Consider the following 20,490-nt stretch of genomic DNA (forward strand, 5'->3'; position numbering starts at 1 on the left):
TATGTGCACGGGATACCATCGCTGACGCCATGCAGAAGAACCCCGCGCACACCAGTCTGGTCGCCGTCGGCGACTCCTTCACCGAGGGCATGTCCGACCTGCTGCCCGACGGCTCCTACCGGGGCTGGGCCGATCTCCTGGCGGCCCGGATGGCCGCCCGGTCCCCCGGCTTCCGCTATGCCAACCTGGCCGTGCGGGGCAAGCTGATCGGCCAGATCGTCGACGAGCAGGTGGACGCGGCGGCCGCGATGCGGCCCGACGTGATCACCCTGGTCGGCGGCCTGAACGACGCCCTGCGGCCCAAGTGCGACATGGGGCGCGTGACGGGCCTGCTCACGGAGGCGGTCGAGCGGCTCGCCCCGGCCTGCACACAGCTGGTGCTGATGCGCAGCCCGGGACGCCGGGGTCCGGTCCTGGAGCGGTTCCGGCCGCGCATGGAGGAGCTGTTCGCCTGCGTCGACGAACTGGCCGTCCGGCACGGCGCGGTGGTGGTCGACCTGTACGGGGCGCCCGCGCTGGGCGATCCGCGGATGTGGGACGCCGACCGGCTGCACCTGACGGCGGAGGGCCACCGCCGGGTCGCGGAGGCGGTCTGGCAGGCGCTGGGCCATCCCCACGAGGACCCGCACTGGCACGTGCCGATGCCGCCGTCGGCACCGCCCGGGTGGCTGGCCCGCCGCACCGCCGACGCCCGGTTCGCCCGGCGGTATCTGCTGCCGTGGGTCGGCCGGCGGCTGACCGGCAGGTCCTCGGGGGACGGCCGCCCGCCGAAGCGGCCGGAACTGCGGCCCTACGAGGAGCTCGCCCGGTAGCCGGAGCCGCGGTCCCGGCCGGCCGGAGCCCGGCACCGCCCGGCCCGTCCCGGCGGTCCCGCCCGGCCCGTGCCGGTGCCCGCCCCGGCCTGCGCCGCCCGGAGGAGCGGTGGCCGGCCCTGCGCGCGGGGCGGGTGACCCTCGTCTCGTAGCATCCGCCGAACCGGGCCATGGCGCTGGCCTGCACGTATCGCCAGTAGACTCTGGGACCGTGACTTCTGCGCCCGTCAAGCCCCGCATCCCGAACGTCCTCGCCGGACGGTACGCCTCCGCCGAGCTCGCCACGCTCTGGTCGCCCGAGCAGAAGGTGAGGCTGGAGCGTCAGCTCTGGCTCGCGGTGCTGCGCGCCCAGAAGGACCTCGGCATCGAGGTGCCGGACGCGGCGCTCGCCGACTACGAGCGGGTGCTGGACCAGGTCGACCTGGCGTCGATCGCCGAGCGCGAGAAGGTGACGCGGCACGATGTGAAGGCGCGGATCGAGGAGTTCAACGACCTCGCCGGACACGAGCAGGTCCACAAGGGCATGACCTCCCGCGACCTCACCGAGAACGTGGAGCAGCTCCAGATCCGGCTCTCCCTGGAGCTGGTGCGCGACCGCACGGTGGCCGTGCTGGCCCGCCTCGGGAGGCTGGCCGGGGAGTACGGCGAGCTGGTCATGGCCGGCCGGTCCCACAACGTGGCCGCGCAGGCCACCACCCTGGGCAAGCGCTTCGCGACGGCCGCCGACGAACTGCTCGTCGCCCACGGGCGGCTGGAGGAGCTGCTGGGCCGCTACCCGCTGCGCGGCATCAAGGGCCCGGTCGGCACCGCGCAGGACATGCTCGACCTGCTGGGCGGCGACGCGGCGAAGCTCGCCGAGCTGGAGCGGCGGATCGCCGGCCACCTCGGCTTCGGACAGGCCTTCACCTCGGTGGGCCAGGTCTATCCGCGGTCGCTGGACTACGAGGTGGTCACCGCTCTGGTGCAACTGGCGGCGGCGCCGTCGTCGCTGGCGAAGACGGTCCGGCTGATGGCCGGGCACGAGCTGGTCACCGAGGGCTTCAAGCCGGGCCAGGTCGGCTCCTCGGCGATGCCGCACAAGATGAACACCCGCTCCTGCGAGCGCGTGAACGGCCTGATGGTCATCCTGCGCGGCTACGCCTCGATGACGGGCGAGCTGGCGGGCGACCAGTGGAACGAGGGCGACGTGTCCTGTTCGGTGGTGCGCCGGGTGGCACTGCCGGACGCGTTCTTCGCGCTGGACGGGCTGCTGGAGACGTTCCTGACCGTGCTGGACGAGTTCGGTGCGTTCCCCGCCGTCGTCGCCCGGGAGCTCGACCGCTATCTGCCGTTCCTGGCCACCACCAAGGTGCTCATGGGTGCCGTGCGGGCCGGTGTGGGCCGGGAGATCGCGCACGAGGCCATCAAGGAGAACGCGGTGGCGACCGCGCTGGCCATGCGGGAGCAGGGGGCGGAGCGCAACGACCTGCTGGACAAGCTGGCGGCCGACGAGCGGCTGCCGCTGGACCGCGCCCAGCTGGCGGCCCTGATGGCGGACAAGCTGTCCTTCACGGGCGCGGCCGCCGACCAGGTGGCATCGGTGGCCGGCCGCATCGAGGAGATCGTGAAGCGGCATCCGGAGGCCGCGGGCTACACGCCGGGGGCGATTCTCTGACCCGCCCGGCCCCGGAGGAGCTGGAGGCCGCCCGCGACCGGCTGGTGCCGGACGTCGCCGCGGCCGGCCTCCGCGTGCTGTTCCGCGGCATGTTCCCCTGGACGTTGATGCGTCGCCGACGTGTTGGTGATGCTGGAAGGCGGCCGCTGCTGATGGGTCATGAAGAACGCCAAGAGCATGCGCGAGTGCGGGAACCGGGCACCAGCGAGATCGGGCGGACCTGTAGGAAGCCGGTACCGCACTCGACGAACAGGGGTTCGTCCGCTTCAAGTTGCTGTACGGTGGCGAACTCTTCGTCCCAGATGACTCCGGTTCCGGCGAAGCACCAATCCTTGTCACCTGCGAACAACTGAAGACTCGCGGATCCCCAGGGGGCGTGCTCGTGTGCCCAGTGCGCTGGGGCGTGTTTCGAAAGTCCCGCCTGCCTGGCGGCGTCTGGCACGCACGCTCGCCGCGTTGTCGGGCTCGCCCCGATACATCCAGTATCGGGGCGACCCTCCGCCTTGCGATCGCACGCACCAGACGCCGCCAGGCCTGCCCTTCGGGCAGACGACGCTACTTTCGAAACACGCCCTAGCACGTGCCCCCTATTCCATGGCCTGGAGTCGAAGCACATAGTCCGCGAACGGCTCCATGCCGACGGCAGCCCGACGCTCGTCGAGACCATCGGGGCTGTCGATCGGGTAGGGGCGGAAGCCCCGGCCGTCGCCGTCGTCGAAGAACTGCGTGCCGTACAACTGCGGCTCTCCCTGCGCGACACGACATCGGTCGCTGAGGTACGCCGCGTGCGCAGGCTCAGCATCCCCGGCGGCTACAGCTGCGTCGAGACGCCCCAGCGCCCGTTGCTGAAACTCTGGTTCCAGATCCGCGTGCTGGACCAGGAGCCATGCCGCGGCAGCCGCCTCCGCCCCGACCAAGGCCAGCCCCGGCCAGCCGTGGGCGTCGATGATCCGGCGCATCGCCGCCGTGTTGCCGGCATCCACGTCCCTCACTCTGGCACGGTCCTCATCCGTCCAACGACGTACCGGCACGGAGCGAACCTCCTGGTCAGCGTCCCGCCTCGCCAGCAGCTCTGCGGCCAGAGCAGCGTTCTGCGGTGGGCGCTCCATCACACCCGTCCTCCTGGTCTCCGCACGCCTGCATCCTCTTGGGCCGGTTGGTCTTCCAGGATGGCCGAGCGCGCGGCGCCGGCGAGGATGCCTTGAGCGCGGGCCGACAGCCCCAGCCGGTTCCAGTGGAAGATGCAGTGGTAGGCGAGAACCTGCCGCAGACCGCGTTCCAGCGTACCGTCACGCGCGGCGTCGCCGAGGGCACGACCGGCACGGTGGAAGGCGGCCACCCAGTCCGTGAAGGCGGCCGTGCCTGCCGAAGTGAGAAGGGGGCTCTCGGCGCTCAGGTCGACACGAACCAGGGTTCGCACGTCGCGCACCATCGACCGCATTCGGGCTGCGGTCGCTGCTTCCGGAAGCGGTCTGTCGTCTGCGACTCGCGCCCATGCGTCACCCTGCTCGTACCACTCCAGTCCGGCGCCCCGCATCAGCGCACTACACAGCAGGACCGACAGCTCAGATCGTGCTGATCGCCTCGTGTTGGCCTGGCACGGTGATGCCCTGTCGTGTTGCGTGGGCGAGCAGGAGAAGAGGTCCGGTGATGCCGTGTGCTGCGCCCTGGTTGCTGTGCCCGTGTCGGTAGCGGGCTCCCGTGCGCGTGTGGGGGTCATGGCCGACCCATCAGCCGGGAACCTCGGCGCCTTCGCGGTGAAGGGGCCGGGTAACGGAGCGTCCGGACGGGGCATGGGTGGAGGTCGGGTCAGCCGCGCGGCGGGGCAGTCTCCACAGTCAGGGGGCCAGGGGTGACGAGGGGCGCGCAGTCCGGGCAGGCGTACAGCGTCCACCCCGGGCCGCTCGCCCGCTCGACGTAGCGCACCGCGACGGGGGCGAGGGTCAGCCGCTCGCAGCGGCAGCAGACAGCGGCGCTCACGCTCCCACCGCCGCCCGGACCGTGTGGGTTCCGGCGCCGACGTGCACGCCGTGAATCACACTCGGCCCCACGTCGAAACCGCGTTCCGCCATCTCCAGCGCCCAGCGCCGTTCCGCCTGCGCCCGCCGCTTGGGAGTGTCCGGCCGCTTGCGAGGTTCGGCGAGCACGTACGGGCGCACGGGACTGATCGTGTCCACGAAGGGGCGCCGTTCGGCAGCCTCGCGGGCGTACGGGCTCTTGTGCTCCGGCAGCGAGCGCCGGGGCCGCAGAGACGGGACGGGCGCCGCGTCCGGCGCGGGGGCGGGGGTGGCGCGGTGCTTGCCGCGGGAGGGCAGCAGCAGCGAGCACAGGCACGCGAGGGCGCGCGCGATAAGGTCGGCCATGTTCGTCAGCTCCTATACAGCTGATGGGCGTCCGCCCCGGTGACGACCTTGCCCGTCGTTGCCGGGGCTCTTTCGTAGACGAAGCTATACCAGTGGTCTCTAGTCGTATAGCCCGGAGACTGTACGTAGAGGGTGGAGCGGGTTGGAACCTAGCGCCCTACCCTCTGAGGCATGAGCGACTACGGGCCGGATGACGAGATCGTCCACGGCGGGCCAGTGCCGGTATACGTGCAGATCGCCGGGGTACTGCGCGCCCGCATCAAGCGCGGCGACTGGCAACCCATGCGCCCCCTGCCGGGCGAGCAGCGCCTCGCCGACGAGTTCGGCGTCGCCCGCATGACCGCCCGGAAAGCCGTTCGCGTGCTCGCCGACGAGGGGACCGTGTTCGTCGTTCCGCAGCGCGGCGCGTTCGTCTCCGCCCCCGAGCAGTCCGGCAGTGAGGGCGCGGGCGCGTAGGGGAAGCCCCGCCCGTCCGCCACGGGGGAACGACGGACGGACGGGGCGGCAATGGGGTTGCCGGGGCCGCTCTACCGGTCCGGCGGGGTTGGTCACTCGATGGTGGCTGACCAGGCGCCGCGCTTGAGGTGTGTGGTGCCGTCCGGGTCGATGCGGACGTTTGCACCGTAGACGGGTAGGCCGCCCTCGCGGTTGAGGCGGTGTCGGATGCGTTCGAGTTCATCCCACAGGCGGCGTGGGCCGCTCTGGTGCACCGTGGGCGGGTCGGTCCACTGGCCCTCAGCGCGCGCCCATGAGCCGTCCGGGTGCAACAGCCATACCGTGCGCCGGTCTCCGTCGTCCGTGCGCCTGTGCTCGATGCCCGGCACGGTGAGTTCGAGCATGGACCACACATCCCACGCGTCCGGTACGTACAGCACCGGATACCGGCCGGTGGTCACCTCCTCCCCCTCCGCCGTCTTGGCCTGCTCGTACACCGCGTCGAGGCCGGGCGGGTAGTCGTCGCCGTGGCGGGTGGCCATGAATCCGGCCGCGTCCGGCGCGGTACGGCCGATGGCGCCGCCGTCGGGGGTCTTGTCCGCGGTGACGATCAGGCCCGTGCGGGCGAGCGTCGTCACCAGGCGCCCGCCCGGTCTCAGCGCGGCAAGCCACGAGGCGGGAACAAGCGGTACGGACACGGTGGACACGATCCGGTCGTACAGGCCGGGCAGGGGGCCGGTGATGTCGCAGACGGCCGTCTGCGGGGTCAGGCCGACGGACGCGAGCCGGTCACTGGCCTTCTCCACGAGTGCGGCGTCTACGTCGATGCTCGTCACGCGCTTGTCGCCGAGGCGTCGGCAGGCAAGCGCGGTGCCGTAGCCGGTTCCGGTGGTGACCAACACGTCCGACTCGTCATCGATCACGGCGTGCCGGTACATGGTGATGACCAGACCCGGCAGTGTTGACGATGATGTGGGGTGCCCCGTGGTGATCTCGGCGCAGGACTCGGCTTCGTCGGCGTGCAGCGGACCGACGCGGGTCACGAGCGTGCGGTCGCTGTAGGCCGCCCGCGCCCACGCTTCGGGGTCGCCGGGGCCGTCCCGCAGTACCCACCGGCCGCCGTCCTTCGCCCACCACCGCGGCACGAAGACATGCCGGGGGACGGTGGCGAGCGGCCCGTGCCAGCGGGATTCGGGACGGACGGTGTCGGCCGCCAGACGACGCGCGTGTGTCTCCCAGTCCATGAACAGCCCACTTTCAGTACTTGGGGTTACAGGCTGGGGTTTCCGCCGGCGAGCAGTCCGAACCGTCCTTGTCGGGATTGCACGCCGTCACCACCCCCGGGGAGGGCTGGCACGAGTCCTCTTTCGGGGTGCACGAGTCCGGGACACAGGTGCCCCCGGTCCCCCGGCGGGGAATGACCGCCATACGGTCGGCCCACTCGGCCCCGTTCAGGATCTCGGCAAGGCTCTGTGAACGGACCGACCCAGCCGTAAGCCACCGTGACATGACACACGGGGTCACCACGCCGTCGGGGTTGACGGCTGCGCGGTCGCCGCCGCACCGCCCGCACAGTTCGGCCGGGTCGTGGAAGGTGACGCCCGCGGTGTCTCCGTTGCCGATGGCGCGCACCCGGTCGAGGCGGATTTCCCCAGTGACGCCGAGCTGCCGCAGCTCCGCGCGGGCGCCGTCGACGGCCTGCCCGTCAAGGACGTGCACAAGCGAGGCCCGCAGCGGGATACCGCGGCGGACCGCTTCGGCGATGTTCGCGCGGGTGCGGGCGTAGGACCCGCGCCCGCCGGTGATCTTCTCGTGTTCGGCCGCGTTGTCGCTGTAGTACGAGGTGGCCAGGCTCACCCCGGGCCGGTCGAAGACACGCCACATCGAGGGACGTACATGCACGAGGTTGGAGAACACCTCCACTCGCAGACCGAGGTTCAGCGCGTGGTCGATGAGCTGCGGCAGGTGGGGGTGAAGGGAGGGTTCGCCGCCGATGTACTGAACCATGGTGACTCCGAGCGCGGCAGCCTGGTCCAAGAGGGTGAACCAGTCCTCGCGGCGCATGGTGCCGTGGCTGCCGTGCGGGCCGGACTTGGCGTAGCAGTGTGAGGCACAGGTGTTCTGGCACTGGCCGGTGATTTCCAGCGCAAGCGAACTCAGCCGTTCCACTGGCGTGTTGACGGGGCTGTCCACGATGGCTTTCACGTGGCGCACTCCTTCGCGTCGTGTCGTGTACTGGCGTGCCCCGCCCCGGTCGGCGCTCCACCTGTCCAAGGGTTGCGGGCGGATGATCCAACCGGGGCGGGGGTGGTTCCCGCTCCCCTGCCGGGGGGTGGTGTGGGAGAACCAGTTGACAGGTCATCCCCGGCAGGGGGCGGAGTCTTCACAGGTAGAGCTGTCGTTTGCAGCCCCGGCAGTAGGTCTTGCCGTCGCGCCTCTCGGTCTGCCGGTGCTCACACGTCTTGGTCTTGGTCATCGAGCCACTCCCACCGGCAGGGCCGCGGCGTACAGGTCACGGCCCCGGCGGGGCGCCCGGTGGCGGCCGCCGGAACCCTCCGCGGGCAGGGCACGCGGCGGGGGCACGTGGGCGGGAACGGCAAGCGTGGCGGACTGCGCGGCGCGGTCGCCGTGCCCTCTCTCTCCTCCTGACCTTCATCAAGATCAGGAGGGATGTACCACCACAGAGGGTCAGATTTGATCCGCCGTCAGAGGGTCAGGATTCACCCGTCGCCGACACGGCTCGCTGAGGCCGGCTCCGGATTCACTCCCGAAGAGGGCACAGCACAGATCAGGCTCGCCAGTATCAAGGCGCGGGCGTTCGGCCAGCTCGGGCAGACAGCGGACGCAGTCGCCGCCCTCACCGAAGCTGATCGGCTACGGGATGGGATCACTGCCGGCGATGACGTGCCCGGCGGGATGATGGCCTTCCCCCTGGAGAAGCAGTTGTTCTACAACAGCACCACACACCTGTGGCTGGGCGGCGGACAACAGCTCAGCGACGCCGAGGAGGCAGCAGAAGAAGCGGTGAACCTGTTCGACGCCGCCGAGCCGGAGAGGAAGCGCCTCGGGGAGATGTGCCCGGCACGCATGGACCTGGCCACGGCCCGACTGAACCGGGGCGACCTCGAAGGCGCGGCACAGGAAGTGCATGCTGTGCTCCACGTCAACGCACAGCGAGGAACCGAGAGCGTCCGCAAACGGCTGCGGCACTTCAGGCGTGACCTGGCACTGACCACCGCAGCCAGTACAGCCACGGCCATGGGGCTCCGGGAAGCACTCGTCGTACACGAAGACCGCACGAGTCTCGAACTCTCACCCGGAGATCCACATTGACCACCATCACGCTGCTCCACCCCGGCTCCATGGGCGCCCCGCTCGCCGGCCACGCCGTCTCCGCAGGCCACCGAGTGATGTGGGTGGACCAGGGGCGGAGCACCAGCACACGGCAGCGAGCACATGAGGCCGGGCTCGCAGCGCGCGACGGCCTTGAAGAAGCCCTCGCCGAAAGCCAGATGGTGCTCTCCGTCTGCCCACCTCACGCCGCCGAGGACGTCGCCGACGCAATGTCGCGGCACCGCTTCACCGGCACGTACGTCGACGCCAACGCGATCAGCCCACAGCGTATGCGCCGTATCTCCGAGCGCCTGTCCGCCGAGTGCACCGTGCTCGACGGCTGCATCGTCGGACCACCGCCCGCCCACGGACGAAGCGCCCGGCTCTACCTCTCTGGGCCCAGCGAAGCAGCCAGCGCGGTGGAGAAGCTGTTCGCCGGTAGCGACGTACATGTGCGACGCGCAGGGTAAGAGGTCGGCTCGGCGTCGGCGTTGAAGATGGCCTTCGCCAGCTACCAGAAGGCGGCACGGACACTCGCCGGCGTTGCCCACGCTCTGGCTCATCACCACGGTGTCGCCGACCTCCTCACCGACGAGGCCACGACCATGCCCGCGAACATCCTCTCGGACCCCGACTACCTGCCGAGCGTGGCAGCACGCGCCTGGCGATGGGCACCCGAGATGCGCGAGGTGGCCGAGACACTGCGTGGAGCCGGCCTGCCCGACGACATCGCCAGCGCGACCGCCGAGGTGATGAGGCTCTGGGAGCGCGACAAGGACCGAGCCTATCTACCGCTTCACGAGGCGTTGACACACCTGCACACCAGGGCACGGCCGACGGAGTGACGCCACGGGACGGAATACGCCACTGATCGCTCTCCCACCGCAGGAGGACGGGGGAGCGATCAGTGGGGAGCGACTCGGACAGGCACACGGCCCGCGGCAGCGTGCGAGAACCTCAGGGGACCCGAACCAACAGCGCCTCACGGCGCATGCTCTTCGCCCGCTGGGGCCCGCAGACGCCGGGCGCGTCGCCGTCCCATCTGGTGGTGCGCGCTCTGGTACCCGACGGCAGCCTGCTGACGGTGGTGGTACGTCACGCTGTTCACACGGCGCGGGAAGAAGGTCTTCGGCGCCGCCTGGCAGCACGACGGCAGTGCCGGGGCCGCGACCAGGTCGGTCACGACACCTGCTCCGTCGTCCTCGGCCTGGTCGTGGAGCCACCGCTCCTGCCCCGTCCGGTGTGTCTGCCGGTGGCCGCCCGGCTACACCGCCCCGCAGGCCAGCAGAGCAAGGTGGAACCGGCTGCTTCCGTGATCCGGTTCCTGGCCGTCTGCCACGGGGCCGGCGCATCGACGTGGCCGCGGATGCCGCCTCCCACGGCCCGGCCGGGTTCGTCCCGGCCGGCCGGCTGTCCGGTGGCTCCGCGCCACCCCACGCGGTCGGGCCACCCGTACGTGGTGCCGTCCCGGGCGGCCGGGCCACCGGCCCCGGGGAGGGCGCTCCCGGCGGACGGGCCTGCCGGCGGCGGCGGTGCCGTCCCGGCGGCGGCCTCCGTCGTGTGCCTCGGACCGTCCGGTGCGCCGGACCGCCCCGGACGGCGGCACGGCCCAGGACGGCGGCACGGCCCCGCGATCGGCGCCGCGCGGCTCAGGGCGGGTCGACGTCCGTGACCACGGCGAGCAGCCTGACCGGATCCTCCCCGCCTCCGGCGGCCACGCCGACGGCCACCCAGCGGTCGCTGTCCGGCGCCTGCCACAGCGACACCTCGTCCAGCAGCACCCCCACGCTCCCCCACGGCTCGGGGATGTCCTCGCCCCGCTCCAGGCGGACCCTGAGCGTCACCGTGCTCCAGAGCGGCTGCGGCCCCCAGCGGGCGTCCAGCAGCCGTGCGAGGCTCTCGCCACAGGCCGCGAGGTCCCGGACCGTGCGCCCCTCGTGCGAGCCGTCCCGGTCCGCGGCCGCCAGCTCCGCCAGCCAGTAGCCCGGCCCCGCCCGGCCGATCTCCGACCAGCCGTGCTCCGCCGGGAACGGGCGGGAGCACAGCCGGTCGATCCTGTCCAGGTACCGCGCGATGTCCATATCCCCAGTAAACCGGCCGGCACTGACAATTGGCGGGGCGTCAGCACCTGCCGGGGCGGGCCGGGCGGGCCGTCGGCCGGAGCGGCGCGGCCGTACCCGGCCCGGCCGGCGAGCCGGACCGCAGGCCGCGTCCGGCGGGTCCCGGGCGGCTGCGGCCGGGCCGGCGACCGGGCAGGCGACCGGCAGGCGCCGCGACCCTGAAGCGGAATATGTCACTCCGGCACTCGCCGGGGTCCGCCGTGCCCGAGTACCATCCGGCCATCATGCGCACGAGCTGGGAGGACGGACGGTGGGGCGGCTGACCGGCGGGGATCCCTCGCTGCTGCGAAGGATCAACTCCGCGGTGGTGCTGCACGCGCTGCGTGCCGCCGACTGCGCGACGCTCACGGAGATCACCCGCGTCACGGGCCTGTCCCGGCCGACCGTCGAGGGCGTCGTCGAGGGGCTCATCGAGGCCGGTCTGGTCGTGGAGACCGCGGCCGAGGAGGGCGCGGCACGGCGGCAGGGACGGCCCGCGCGGCGGTTCCGGTTCCGGGCCGAGGCGGGGCATCTGCTGGGCCTGGAGATCGGCGTCCACCGGGTCGCCGCGCTCCTCGCGGACCTGGACGGACGGGTGGTCGGCGCCCAGGCGCGGGAGGTCGACGAGACGGTCGACGCGGACGATCGGCTGGAGCGGCTGCGGGGCGCGGTGGCCGAACTGCTGCGCCGGGCGGGTGTCGCCCGGTCCTCGCTGCGCGCGGTCGGCGTCGGCACGCCCGGGATCGTGGAGGCGGACGGCACGGTACGCCTGGGCACCGCGCTGCCCGGGTGGACCGGGCTGCCGCTGGGCGAGCGGCTCGGCCGGTCCTTCAAGTGCCCGGTCCTGGTGGAGAACGACGCGAACGCGGCCGCGGTCGCCGAGCACTGGAAGGGCGCGGCGACCGACTCCGACGACGTGGTGTTCGTACTGGCCGGGCTGAGCCCGGGAGCGGGTTCGCTGATCGGCGGCCGGCTGCACCGGGGCTACGGCGGAGCGGCCGGGGAGATCGGCGCGCTGCACCTGCTGGGGCGGGAGGTGACGCCGGAGACGCTGTTGTCCACCACGGACGAGCCGCTGCACCCGCTGGACGAGCAGGCGGTCGCCGCGGTGTTCGCCCGGGCGCGCCGGGGCGACCGGAGAGCCCGCGCGGCCGTGGACCGCTTCATCCAGCGGCTCGTGCACGACGTGGCGGCGCTGGCGCTGGCCCTCGATCCGGAGCTGGTCGTGGTCGGCGGCTGGGCGGCCGGCCTGGACGACGTCCTGGAACCGCTGCGGCGCGAACTCGCCCGCTACTGCCTGCGGCCGCCGAGGGTGGCGCTGTCCCTGCTCGGCGAGGCGGCCGTGGCGACGGGCGCGGTACGGCTGGCTCTCGACCATGTCGAGGAGCAGCTCTTCGCGGTGGAGGGCACGGTCACGGCCCGCCGGTGACCCGCCGCGCCCCGGCCCGTGGTCCCGCAGACCGGCGCCGTGGAGCCGCGGGCCGGGGCCCGGGACACCGGCAGGAGTTCGCGGACCCCGGGCCGCGGAACCACGGGCCGGGGTCGTCGGCCGAGGCCGCGGGCCGGAGTCGCGGGCGGGCACCCTGCGGGCCCGGGCGGCCGGTGCGCCGCACCGGGGCGCCGCCGCCCGGCCCGTGGCCCGTGGGGGAGGTCACGGACCGGGCCGGCGTCGCGGGCTCCGACCGGCCGGGGTGGGTGCGCGGGGAGCGGTCAGGAGGCCCGGGGCTGCGGGTCCTGGTGGATCTCGACGCCGCCGGAGTCGCCGAAGGTGAGCCGGCAGGTGTCGGCGCGGTAGGTGGCGACGGACAGCGCGGCGGTGCGGCCCCGGGCGAGGAAGCGGGTGGTGACGATGAGGACCGGGGCGCCGGGCAGGCGGTCCAGCTCCTTCGCGTCGTCGGCGCCCGCCGAGCCCAGCTCCACCGCGTTCTCGTGGCCCTCCAGCTCCAGGTGCTGGAGTTCGCGCAGTACGGCCCGTGCGCGGGCGGCGCCCGAGGGGGCGTCTATCCCGGACAGGTCGGGGACCGAGGACGCGGGGATGTACAGCAGTTCGGCGGCGACCGGCTGCCCGTGGGTCATCCGGAGGCGGCGCACCGTGTGCACGGGTTCCGCGGGGCCGGTCTCCAGTGCGGCGGCCACGGCCGCGGGCGGGGCGCCCAGGCCGCAGTCGGCGGGCCGCCACTCGTCGCCCGGCCCGCCGGGCCAGGCGTGCCGCTCACTGTCCACGGCCACGCCGACGCGCGGCGGGGCGACCGTCGTGCCGACCCCACGGCGGCGCTGGAGCCGGCCCTCCAGTTCGAGCTGCTCCAGAGCCTGGCGGAGGGTGGCCCGGGCGACGCCGAAACGAGCGGCGAGGTCACGCTCGTTGGGCAGGATCTCCCCCACCGCGAACTCGGAGTCCAGTGCCTCGCTGAGCACGGTCCTGAGGTGCCAGTACTTCGGTTCCGGCACCGATTCCAGTTGCTGGGTCCCCACCCTGTCCTCCGCAATCGCCGTGAGCCGGCGGCGTTTTAGCGCCCTTGTTTATTAAAGGTTGTTGCACTTATCTGCGACCATAGGACGGCCCACACCCTTGGTCAAGACCAATCCTCGGCCCTCTCGGCGGCAGGGGAAGCATCCGGAGCCGATCTTCATGGTGCGTTCGCACGAGGTGGCATTCGTGACATGAGGGCAAAAACTTCGTCGGAGCCTTCAACGGACAAGCACCGCACAGGCGTTCCCGCCCGATCCGGCCCCCGTCGGGGCTACCCGCGAGTAGGGATTGCTGACAAGCTGTCCATCGAGCGTCGGCCGGCGCGCCCCCGGGGCCGCTCCCCGGAGAGAGGAAGCGCCCCGGACAAAGGAGCTGCCCATGTCCGCCACCGTGACCTTCGACGTGCCCTCGGCGCAGGGGCGGCGGCCCGCGACCGTCTCCTACGCGCGCGTGGGCGGCGGGGAGCCGCTGCTCCTGCTGCACGGCATCGGCCATCACCGGCAGGCCTGGGACCCGGTGGTCGACATCCTGGCCACCGAGCGGGACGTGATCGCCGTCGATCTGCCCGGGTTCGGCGTGTCGCCACCGCTGCCGGAGGGACTGCCGTACGACCTGCCCACGACGACCGCCACGCTCGCCGCGCTGTGCGAGGCGCTCGGCGTGGACCGGCCCCATGTGGCGGGCAACTCGCTCGGCGGCCTGCTCGCCCTCGAACTGGGCCGGGAGAAGCTGGTGCGCTCGGTGACCGCCCTGTCGCCGGCCGGGTTCTGGACACAGGCCGAGCGGCGCTACGCGTTCGGGGTGCTGCTGGCGATGCGGCACAGCGCACGCCGGCTGCCGCGCCCCCTCGTCGAGCGGCTCGCGCGCACGGCGGCCGGCCGGGCCGTCCTGACGAGCACGATCTACGCGCGCCCCGGCCGGCGTTCTCCGCAGGCCGTGGTCGCCGAGACGCGCGCCCTGGTGGAGGCGACGGGCTTCGAGCAGACGCTGCGCGCGGGAGGATCCGTACAGTTCACGGACGACGTGCCGGGCATGCCCGTGACCGTGGCGTGGGGCACCAGGGACCGTCTGCTGCTGCCCCGGCAGGGAGTGCGCGCCAAGGGGATCGTCCCCCGCGCCCGGCTGGTACGGCTGCCCGGCTGCGGCCACGTCCCGATGAACGACGACCCGGCGCTGGTCGCCCGCGTCCTCCTGGACGGCAGCCGCCCGCGCTGAGCCTCCGCCGACGGGACGGCGACAGGGGTCGGCGGCCGGCGGGACAGCGGGCCGGGGCACCGGCCGGGGCGGCGCAGGGCGACGACCGGACGCCCACGGCGCCGGCGGCCGCGGGCCGCCCGGTCCGACGGAGCGTCTGCTGCGCAGGGCGGGCCGGGAGTTGTTCGTCTGCGGTTCGCAGGTGCGCCGCGCTGGTGGTGCCGGACGGCACCGAGGGCGGGCCGCACCGCTAGGCGATCGCCCGGGGCGACCCGGGCGCGCCGCCCGGCCGCCGGCTGCAACGCGCCGAACTGCCGCGGTGCGTCAGACACCGGCGGATCACGGGCACGGTGTGGCTCACCGCCGTCGTCCGCCACACCTCCGCCCGGCACCACCAGCCCTCGCGGGCGGCGTTCGGCGGCTTCGGGCCGTTCCGGGTGTTCGTGTCCGGTCCGCTGAACGCGGGCGCGTCCCCGGTCGTCACCCTCGACCGGACGCTCGGCCCGGAGCGGGTGGCAGGCGGAGCCCTCCCCGGCGAGGGCGGCGCACGGGCGGGCGGACCCCTCCTCGACGAGGGGAACCGGCCCGGGAACGGGGCACCGACACCGCCGACACCGCCGACAGCGCCGACAGCGAAACGGTCAAAGGAGCAACAAAACGTACGGAAGCATGCTTTACTCATCGGTCACAATGCGTTCGTGATCAGGCAACACCGTTCGGTCACAGTGGGCGCATGAAACGCAGAATGTGTGACGTCACCCGCGCGCGGCACGGCCGCCCCGTCCACCACTGGCGCCGCGACGTGGTCGAACTCGCCGCCCTGTTCACCGCCGTCGCCGTGGCCGACGCCGTGGCGAACCTGATCGGGCACGGGCCCGACGGCCCCGGACTCCTGGTGATCTCGGCGGCCGTGCTGCTCGCCACGGCCGCCTTCCACGTGTGGTGGGCACGCCGCCACGGCCACGCGCCGCCGGCCCTCGATACCGGTGCCCGGCCGCGCTCGGCGGAGCGCCCGGCCGGGCAGCCGGAAGCCTCCCGGACGTCCTCGGGCACCCTCGCGGCGCGCAGCACCCTGTGGCGGATGCGGACCACGGTGCAGGACGCCCCCGGTTCGCTCGCCTCGCTGTGCACCGCCCTGGCCGGACGGCAGGTCGACATCCTCACGCTCCAGACACACCCGCTGGGCGCGGACACCGTCGACGAGTTCCTGCTGCGCTCGCCGGACACGCTCACCGCCACCGAGATCACCCGCGCGGTGTCCGAGGCGGGCGGCACGCACACCTGGATCGAGCGGGCCGATGCCCATGACCTGGTGGACGCACCCACCCGGGTCCTCTCGCTGGCCACCCGCACCGCTCTGGACACCTCCGAACTCCCGCTGGCGCTGCGGCAGCTGCTGGGCAGGTGCACGATCCGCTCGGTGCCCGCCGCCCGGCGGGACACCGCGGAGGGCATCGAAGGGGGCCCGGTCGAGGGAGCGATGGAGGACACCGTGATGCGGCTGCGCGCGCCGGAGGGCGAGGTGATCACCGTGGAGCGGCCGTACCTGCCGTTCACGCCCACCGAGTTCGCCCGCGCCCGGGCGCTGGTGGAGCTGGACGCGCGGCTGGGCCCGCGGATGCCGCGCGGCCGGGACGTGCTGACGCTGCCCGAGGGCGAGTCGATCACCGTGCGCCGGGCCGGGCCGGGTGACGCGGCCGCCGCCAGGGAGATGCACGAGCGCTGCTCGCCGCGCACGCTCGGCATGCGCTACCACGGGCCGGTCAACGACGCCGACCGCTATCTCCGCCACCTGCTGAGCCCCCGCTTCGGACGCACCCTGGCGGCCGAGACGCGCTCGGGAGGGATCGTGGGACTCGGCCACCTGCTGTGGGACGGGGACGAGACGGAGGTCGCCCTCCTCGTCGAGGACGAGTGGCAGCGCCGCGGCATCGGCGGCGAGCTGCTGGGCCGGCTGGTGACGATGGCCGTCGAGGCGGGGTGCGACAGCGTGTACGCCGTGACACAGGCGTCGAACACCGGCATGGTCGCGGCGATGCGGCGGCTCGGCCTGCCGCTGGACTACCAGATCGAGGAGGGCACCCTGGTGATCACGGCGCGGCTGGAGGCGACGCCGGTCGCGTCCCGGCTGCCGTACGACGTGCCCCGGGCCTCGGGCCTGCGGGACTGACCCGGCCGCGGCCGCCCGGGACGGCTCGGAGTGCATGCGCTCCGGGCCGTCCGTTCGCGCTCTCCGGGCCGACGCGCTCTCCGCGGATCCACCGGTCCTCCGGACACGGGCCGGGTCGTCGGAGGTACGTGCCCGGGCGGCCGCCGTCGGTCCGGGGGCAGGACCGCGGCCCGGGCGCCGACCGGGCCCGGGCCCGTACGCCGACCGGCCCGGCCCTCACGTCCGCCGTGCCCGGCGGGCTGGTCGCCGGGCACGGGTGCGGCCGCGGCTCCCCCGGCCTTTCGGGTCCGCACCGGACCGGACGCGGACCGCGGACCGCGACCCGCCGCCCGCCGCCCGGTCGGGCGCGGACCGCCGTCAGGCCCCGGCGGTCGCCGCGACGCGGCTGCCGGTGACGGCGGCCGGGCTCCGCCGTCCGAGCGCCTGGTCCAGGTCGGCCCAGAGGTCGTCGACGTCCTCCAGGCCGACGGACATCCGCAGCAGCCGGTCGGAGACCCCGGCGCCCCGGCGGTCGTCGGCGTCCACGATGCGGTGGCTGATGGACGCCGGGTGCTGGATGAGCGTGTCCACACTGCCCAGGCTCACGGCCGGGGTGATCAGCCGCACGCCCGCGATCACCTCGTGCGGTTCGCCGAGCACCTCGAAGGCGACCATGGCGCCGCCGATGCGCGGGTAGTGGACCCGGGACACGCGCGGGTCGGCGGCCAGCCGGCGGGCCAGCTCGGCCGCGGTCCGCGACGCCGCGCGCACCCGCACCGGCAGCGTCGACAGCCCGCGCAGCAGCAGATAGCCGGCCAGCGGGTGCAGGACACCGCCGGTGGCGAACCGGATCCGCCGCAGCTGTCCGGCGAACTCCTCGTCGCAGGCCACCACGCCGGCCATGACGTCGCCGTGCCCGCCGAGGTACTTCGTGGCGCTGTGCAGCACCATGCGGACGCCGTGCTCGGCCGGGCGCTGGAGCACGGGTGTGGCGAAGGTGTTGTCGGCGAGCAGCGGCACCGGCCCACAGGCCTGTGCGACGGCCCGCAGGTCGACCTCCGCGAGGGTCGGGTTGGCCGGCGACTCCACCATGACCAGGCCGGTGTCGGGCCGCAGGGCCGCGCCGATGCCCGCCGGGTCGGTCCAGGTCACCTCGGAGCCGAGGAGCCCCGCGGTCAGCAGGTGGTCGCTGCACCCGTAGAGCGGCCGCACGGCGACGACGTGACGCAGTCCTTCGGACGCCCGGGCCAGCAGCACCGCGCTCAGCGCGGCCATGCCGCTGGCGAAGGCGACGGCCGACTCGGTGCCCTCCAGCCGGGCCAGGGCCGTCTCGAACCGGGCCGTCGTCGGGTTGCCGAGGCGGGCGTAGACGGGCGGGCCGTCGAGGTCGGCGCCGGTCTCGGCGAACGCGTCGATCCGGGCGGCCTCCCCGCGGCTGTCGTAGGAGGGGTAGGTGGTGGACAGGTCGATCGGCGGAGCGTGCAGCCCCAGGCCGGCGAGGTCGTCGCGGCCGGCGTGCACGGCCTCGGTGGCCAGAGCCCGGGATACGGGGCGGCGGGTCTCGGAAGCCGGGGTGCCGGCCGAGCCCGTGGTCGTGTCCATGTCGGTGTCCATGGACGCAGAGGGTGAACACCGACCGGGACACGGGGGCCGGACCCCGTGCTACGTTCGGCAGGTGGCTGAATCTGTCGTACTGGATCCGGTCGATCTTCAGCTGCTGACCCTTCTGCAGAACGACGCCCGGACGACCTACCGCGACCTCGCCGCCCACGTCGGGGTCGCCCCTTCGACGTGCCTGGACCGGGTCACGCGGCTGCGGCGGGCCGGCGTGATCCTCGGCCACCAGTTGCGGCTGGATCCCGCCAAACTGGGCCGCGGACTGCAGGCACTGCTGTCGGTGCAGGTCCGCCCGCACCGGCGGGAGCTGGTGGGCCCGTTCGTGGAGCGGGTGCGGGCGCTGCCCGAGTCACTGGCCGTCTTCCACCTCACGGGCCCCGACGACTACCTCGTCCACGTCGCCGTCTCCGACATGGCCGACCTCCAGCGGCTGGTGCTGGACGAGTTCACCGCCCACCGGGAGGTCGCCCGGGTCGAGACCCGGCTGATCTTCCAGCGGTGGGACTGCGGACCGCTGCTTCCGCCCTCGCCGTAGCGGCTCCCCGGCACGGGCCCGCGGCGTGCTGCCGACCTTTCCGGCCATCGCACCGGGAGCACCCGGGGTGACGGGCGGCGGGCCGCCGTACGAGGATGGTCCGCATGTCAGACACCACGAGCCCGCTGCCCCGCGAGGTCGCCGACGCCTATGTCGACGACCTCGTCGCCCTCGACCCGATCACCGGCACCTACCTGGGGGTGCCGGAGAGTTCGAGCCGGCTGCCCGATCTCTCACCCGCGGGCGGGCAGGCGCTCGCCGCACTGCAGCGGGCCACCCTCGCCCGGCTCGACGAGGCCGAGCGCAGCCCGGGCGCGGACTCCGACGCCGAGCGCCGCTGCGCCCGGCTGCTGCGGGAGCGGCTGACCGCCGAACTCGCCGTGCACGACGCCGACGAGAGCCTGCGGGCCGTCGGCAACATGGCCACTCCCGCGCACTCCGTGCGGGAGGTCTTCACCGTCATGCCTGCGGACACCGAGGACGACTGGGCGGCGATCGCCGCGCGGCTGCGCGCGGTACCGGACGCGCTGGCGGGCTACCGTGCGTCGCTGACCGCCGGCCTGGAGCGCAAGCTCTTCGCGGGGCCGCGCCCGACGGCCACGTTCGTGGCCCAGCTCGGCGAGTGGGCCGACACCGACGGGGAGGGCCGCGGCTGGTTCGAGGACTTCGCCTCGGCCGGCCCCGAGGCGCTGCGCGCCGAACTGGACGAGGCCGCCCGCGGCGCGACCGCGGCCGTGGCCGGGCTGCGCGACTGGATGCGCGAGGAGTACGTCCCGGCGATCGAGGGCGCCCCGGACGCGGTGGGCCGCGAGCGCTACGCCCGCTGGTCGCGCTACTACAACGGCACCGACCTCGATCTCGACGAGGCGTACGCCTACGGCTGGGCCGAGTACCACCGGCTGCTCGGCGAGATGCGCCGGGAGGCGGAGAAGGTCCTGCCGGGCGCCGAGACGCCGTGGGTGGCGCTGGCCCATCTCGACGAGCACGGGCGGCACATCGAGGGCGTGGACGAGGTCCGTACCTGGCTGCAGGGCCTGATGGACCAGGCGATCGCCGCGCTGGACGGCACCCACTTCGAACTCGCCGAACCGGTGCGGAAGGTGGAGTCCCGGATCGCGCCGCCGGGCAGCGCCGCCGCCCCGTACTACACGCCGCCGTCCGAGGACTTCTCCCGGCCGGGCCGCACCTGGCTGCCGACGATGGGCCTGGACCGGTTCCCGGTCTACGACCTGGTCTCCACCTGGTACCACGAGGGCGTGCCGGGCCATCACCTCCAGCTCGCCCAGTGGACGTACGTGGCCGGGAACCTCTCCCGCTACCAGGCCACCGTCGGCGGGGTCAGCGCCAACGCCGAGGGCTGGGCGCTGTACGCGGAGCGGCTGATGGACGAGCTGGGCTTCCTCGGCGACCCGGAGGAGCGGCTCGGCTACCTGGACGCGCAGATGATGCGGGCGGCCCGGGTGATCGTCGACATCGGCATGCACCTGGAGCTGGAGATCCCGGCGGACTCGCCGTTCCATCCGGGCGAGCGCTGGACGCCCGAGCTGGCGGAGGAGTTCTTCGGCGCGCACAGCAGCCGTCCCGCGGACTACGTGGAGAGCGAGCTGACGCGCTATCTGACCATCCCCGGCCAGGCGATCGGCTACAAACTGGGAGAACGGGCCTGGCTGCTGGGCCGCGAACAGGCCCGCGCCCGGCACGGCGAGGCCTTCGACCTCAAGGCGTGGCACATGGCGGCCCTGTCGCAGGGTTCGCTGGGCCTGGACGACCTGGTGGAGGAGCTGGCCGCCCTCTGAGGGCTCCGGCCGAGCCGGGGGCGGCACGGGTCG

At 73.5% G+C, this 20,490-nt stretch carries 21 protein-coding genes and 1 pseudogene; 12 read left to right on the forward strand and 10 right to left on the reverse strand.

Annotation, left to right across the window (positions count from 1 at the left end):
- Positions 1-29: 29 nt before the first annotated feature.
- Positions 30-812, forward strand: a complete 783-nt coding sequence (locus AC5K6T_RS19320; protein WP_493210616.1) for an SGNH/GDSL hydrolase family protein — start codon at positions 30-32, stop codon at positions 810-812.
- A 211-nt stretch (positions 813-1,023) separates the two neighbouring features.
- The gene (gene purB / locus AC5K6T_RS19325; protein ID WP_493210617.1) at positions 1,024-2,466 is read left to right on the forward strand and encodes an adenylosuccinate lyase; all 1,443 of its coding nucleotides are present in this window, start codon (positions 1,024-1,026) and stop codon (positions 2,464-2,466) included.
- A 587-nt stretch (positions 2,467-3,053) separates the two neighbouring features.
- Here purB and AC5K6T_RS19330 read toward each other — a convergent pair.
- From AC5K6T_RS19330 to AC5K6T_RS19345, 4 genes are read right to left on the reverse strand one after another with little or no spacing between them, the layout of a single operon-like run.
- Positions 3,054-3,575 (reverse strand): DUF6624 domain-containing protein, encoded by a 522-nt coding sequence (locus tag AC5K6T_RS19330; protein ID WP_493210877.1) that lies wholly within the window; start codon positions 3,573-3,575, stop codon positions 3,054-3,056.
- A complete protein-coding gene (locus AC5K6T_RS19335; RefSeq protein ID WP_493210619.1) occupies positions 3,575-4,261 on the reverse strand; it encodes a thiopeptide-type bacteriocin biosynthesis protein in 687 nt (228 codons plus the stop codon). Before AC5K6T_RS19335 ends, AC5K6T_RS19330 begins: the two co-directional genes overlap by 1 nt.
- Positions 4,262-4,275: 14 nt before the next feature.
- A complete protein-coding gene (locus AC5K6T_RS19340) occupies positions 4,276-4,446 on the reverse strand; it encodes a hypothetical protein (protein WP_493210621.1) in 171 nt (56 codons plus the stop codon).
- A complete protein-coding gene (locus tag AC5K6T_RS19345) occupies positions 4,443-4,829 on the reverse strand; it encodes a hypothetical protein (RefSeq protein ID WP_493210623.1) in 387 nt (128 codons plus the stop codon). Before AC5K6T_RS19345 ends, AC5K6T_RS19340 begins: the two co-directional genes overlap by 4 nt.
- 171 nt (positions 4,830-5,000) lie before the next feature.
- On the opposite strand from AC5K6T_RS19345, the gene AC5K6T_RS19350 reads away from it, so the two are divergent.
- On the forward strand, positions 5,001-5,285 hold the full coding sequence (locus AC5K6T_RS19350) for a GntR family transcriptional regulator (protein WP_493210625.1): 285 nt from the start codon (positions 5,001-5,003) through the stop codon (positions 5,283-5,285).
- Between the two features lie 92 nt (positions 5,286-5,377).
- Here AC5K6T_RS19350 and AC5K6T_RS19355 read toward each other — a convergent pair whose 3' ends face one another.
- Both AC5K6T_RS19355 and AC5K6T_RS19360 read right to left on the reverse strand, forming a co-directional pair.
- Complete coding sequence (locus AC5K6T_RS19355; RefSeq protein ID WP_493210627.1) at positions 5,378-6,508, reverse strand: methyltransferase domain-containing protein; 1,131 nt, start codon at positions 6,506-6,508, stop codon at positions 5,378-5,380.
- A gap of 13 nt (positions 6,509-6,521) precedes the next feature.
- On the reverse strand, positions 6,522-7,469 hold the full coding sequence (locus AC5K6T_RS19360) for a radical SAM/SPASM domain-containing protein (protein WP_493210629.1): 948 nt from the start codon (positions 7,467-7,469) through the stop codon (positions 6,522-6,524).
- 465 nt (positions 7,470-7,934) lie between these two features.
- On the opposite strand from AC5K6T_RS19360, the gene AC5K6T_RS19365 reads away from it, so the two are divergent.
- From AC5K6T_RS19365 to AC5K6T_RS19375, 3 genes are read left to right on the forward strand one after another with little or no spacing between them, the layout of a single operon-like run.
- Positions 7,935-8,597 (forward strand): hypothetical protein, encoded by a 663-nt coding sequence (locus tag AC5K6T_RS19365; RefSeq protein ID WP_493210631.1) that lies wholly within the window; start codon positions 7,935-7,937, stop codon positions 8,595-8,597.
- Complete coding sequence (locus AC5K6T_RS19370) at positions 8,594-9,067, forward strand: NAD(P)-binding domain-containing protein (protein ID WP_493210633.1); 474 nt, start codon at positions 8,594-8,596, stop codon at positions 9,065-9,067. Before AC5K6T_RS19365 ends, AC5K6T_RS19370 begins: the two co-directional genes overlap by 4 nt.
- Before the next feature lie 27 nt (positions 9,068-9,094).
- On the forward strand, positions 9,095-9,442 hold the full coding sequence (locus AC5K6T_RS19375; protein WP_493210635.1) for a DUF1932 domain-containing protein: 348 nt from the start codon (positions 9,095-9,097) through the stop codon (positions 9,440-9,442).
- A 137-nt stretch (positions 9,443-9,579) separates the two neighbouring features.
- Here the strand turns inward: AC5K6T_RS19375 and AC5K6T_RS19380 are convergent, their stop codons facing one another.
- Both AC5K6T_RS19380 and AC5K6T_RS19385 read right to left on the reverse strand, forming a co-directional pair.
- Complete coding sequence (locus tag AC5K6T_RS19380) at positions 9,580-9,780, reverse strand: hypothetical protein (protein WP_493210636.1); 201 nt, start codon at positions 9,778-9,780, stop codon at positions 9,580-9,582.
- 466 nt (positions 9,781-10,246) lie between these two features.
- Entirely contained in the window at positions 10,247-10,678 is a 432-nt protein-coding gene (locus tag AC5K6T_RS19385) for a hypothetical protein (protein ID WP_493210637.1), read from the reverse strand.
- 289 nt (positions 10,679-10,967) lie between these two features.
- On the opposite strand from AC5K6T_RS19385, the gene AC5K6T_RS19390 reads away from it, so the two are divergent.
- The gene (locus AC5K6T_RS19390) at positions 10,968-12,125 is read left to right on the forward strand and encodes an ROK family transcriptional regulator (protein ID WP_493210638.1); all 1,158 of its coding nucleotides are present in this window, start codon (positions 10,968-10,970) and stop codon (positions 12,123-12,125) included.
- Positions 12,126-12,406: 281 nt separating this feature from the next.
- Here the strand turns inward: AC5K6T_RS19390 and AC5K6T_RS19395 are convergent, their stop codons facing one another.
- Entirely contained in the window at positions 12,407-13,168 is a 762-nt protein-coding gene (locus AC5K6T_RS19395; RefSeq protein ID WP_493210640.1) for a GntR family transcriptional regulator, read from the reverse strand.
- Positions 13,169-13,544: 376 nt separating this feature from the next.
- On the opposite strand from AC5K6T_RS19395, the gene AC5K6T_RS19400 reads away from it, so the two are divergent.
- From AC5K6T_RS19400 to AC5K6T_RS19410, 3 genes and pseudogenes are all read left to right on the forward strand, one after another.
- The gene (locus AC5K6T_RS19400) at positions 13,545-14,381 is read left to right on the forward strand and encodes an alpha/beta fold hydrolase (RefSeq protein ID WP_493210642.1); all 837 of its coding nucleotides are present in this window, start codon (positions 13,545-13,547) and stop codon (positions 14,379-14,381) included.
- A gap of 191 nt (positions 14,382-14,572) precedes the next feature.
- Positions 14,573-14,920: pseudogene (locus AC5K6T_RS19405) on the forward strand (alkaline phosphatase D family protein); the annotation flags it as partial.
- A 173-nt stretch (positions 14,921-15,093) separates the two neighbouring features.
- Positions 15,094-16,530, forward strand: coding sequence for a GNAT family N-acetyltransferase (locus AC5K6T_RS19410; RefSeq protein WP_493210643.1), 1,437 nt, complete (start codon positions 15,094-15,096; stop codon positions 16,528-16,530).
- A gap of 357 nt (positions 16,531-16,887) precedes the next feature.
- Here AC5K6T_RS19410 and AC5K6T_RS19415 read toward each other — a convergent pair whose 3' ends face one another.
- On the reverse strand, positions 16,888-18,111 hold the full coding sequence (locus tag AC5K6T_RS19415; RefSeq protein WP_493210644.1) for a trans-sulfuration enzyme family protein: 1,224 nt from the start codon (positions 18,109-18,111) through the stop codon (positions 16,888-16,890).
- Between the two features lie 73 nt (positions 18,112-18,184).
- Here AC5K6T_RS19415 and AC5K6T_RS19420 point away from each other — a divergent pair, with 73 nt between their 5' ends.
- Together AC5K6T_RS19420 and AC5K6T_RS19425 are read left to right on the forward strand one after the other, a co-directional pair.
- Complete coding sequence (locus AC5K6T_RS19420; RefSeq protein WP_493210646.1) at positions 18,185-18,661, forward strand: Lrp/AsnC family transcriptional regulator; 477 nt, start codon at positions 18,185-18,187, stop codon at positions 18,659-18,661.
- 104 nt (positions 18,662-18,765) lie between these two features.
- Positions 18,766-20,457: a DUF885 domain-containing protein gene (locus tag AC5K6T_RS19425; RefSeq protein ID WP_493210648.1), complete on the forward strand. Its 1,692-nt coding sequence runs from the start codon at positions 18,766-18,768 to the stop codon at positions 20,455-20,457.
- The last annotated feature ends 33 nt before the right edge of the window (positions 20,458-20,490 follow it).

The organism is Streptomyces sp. B8-7, from assembly GCF_058833805.1.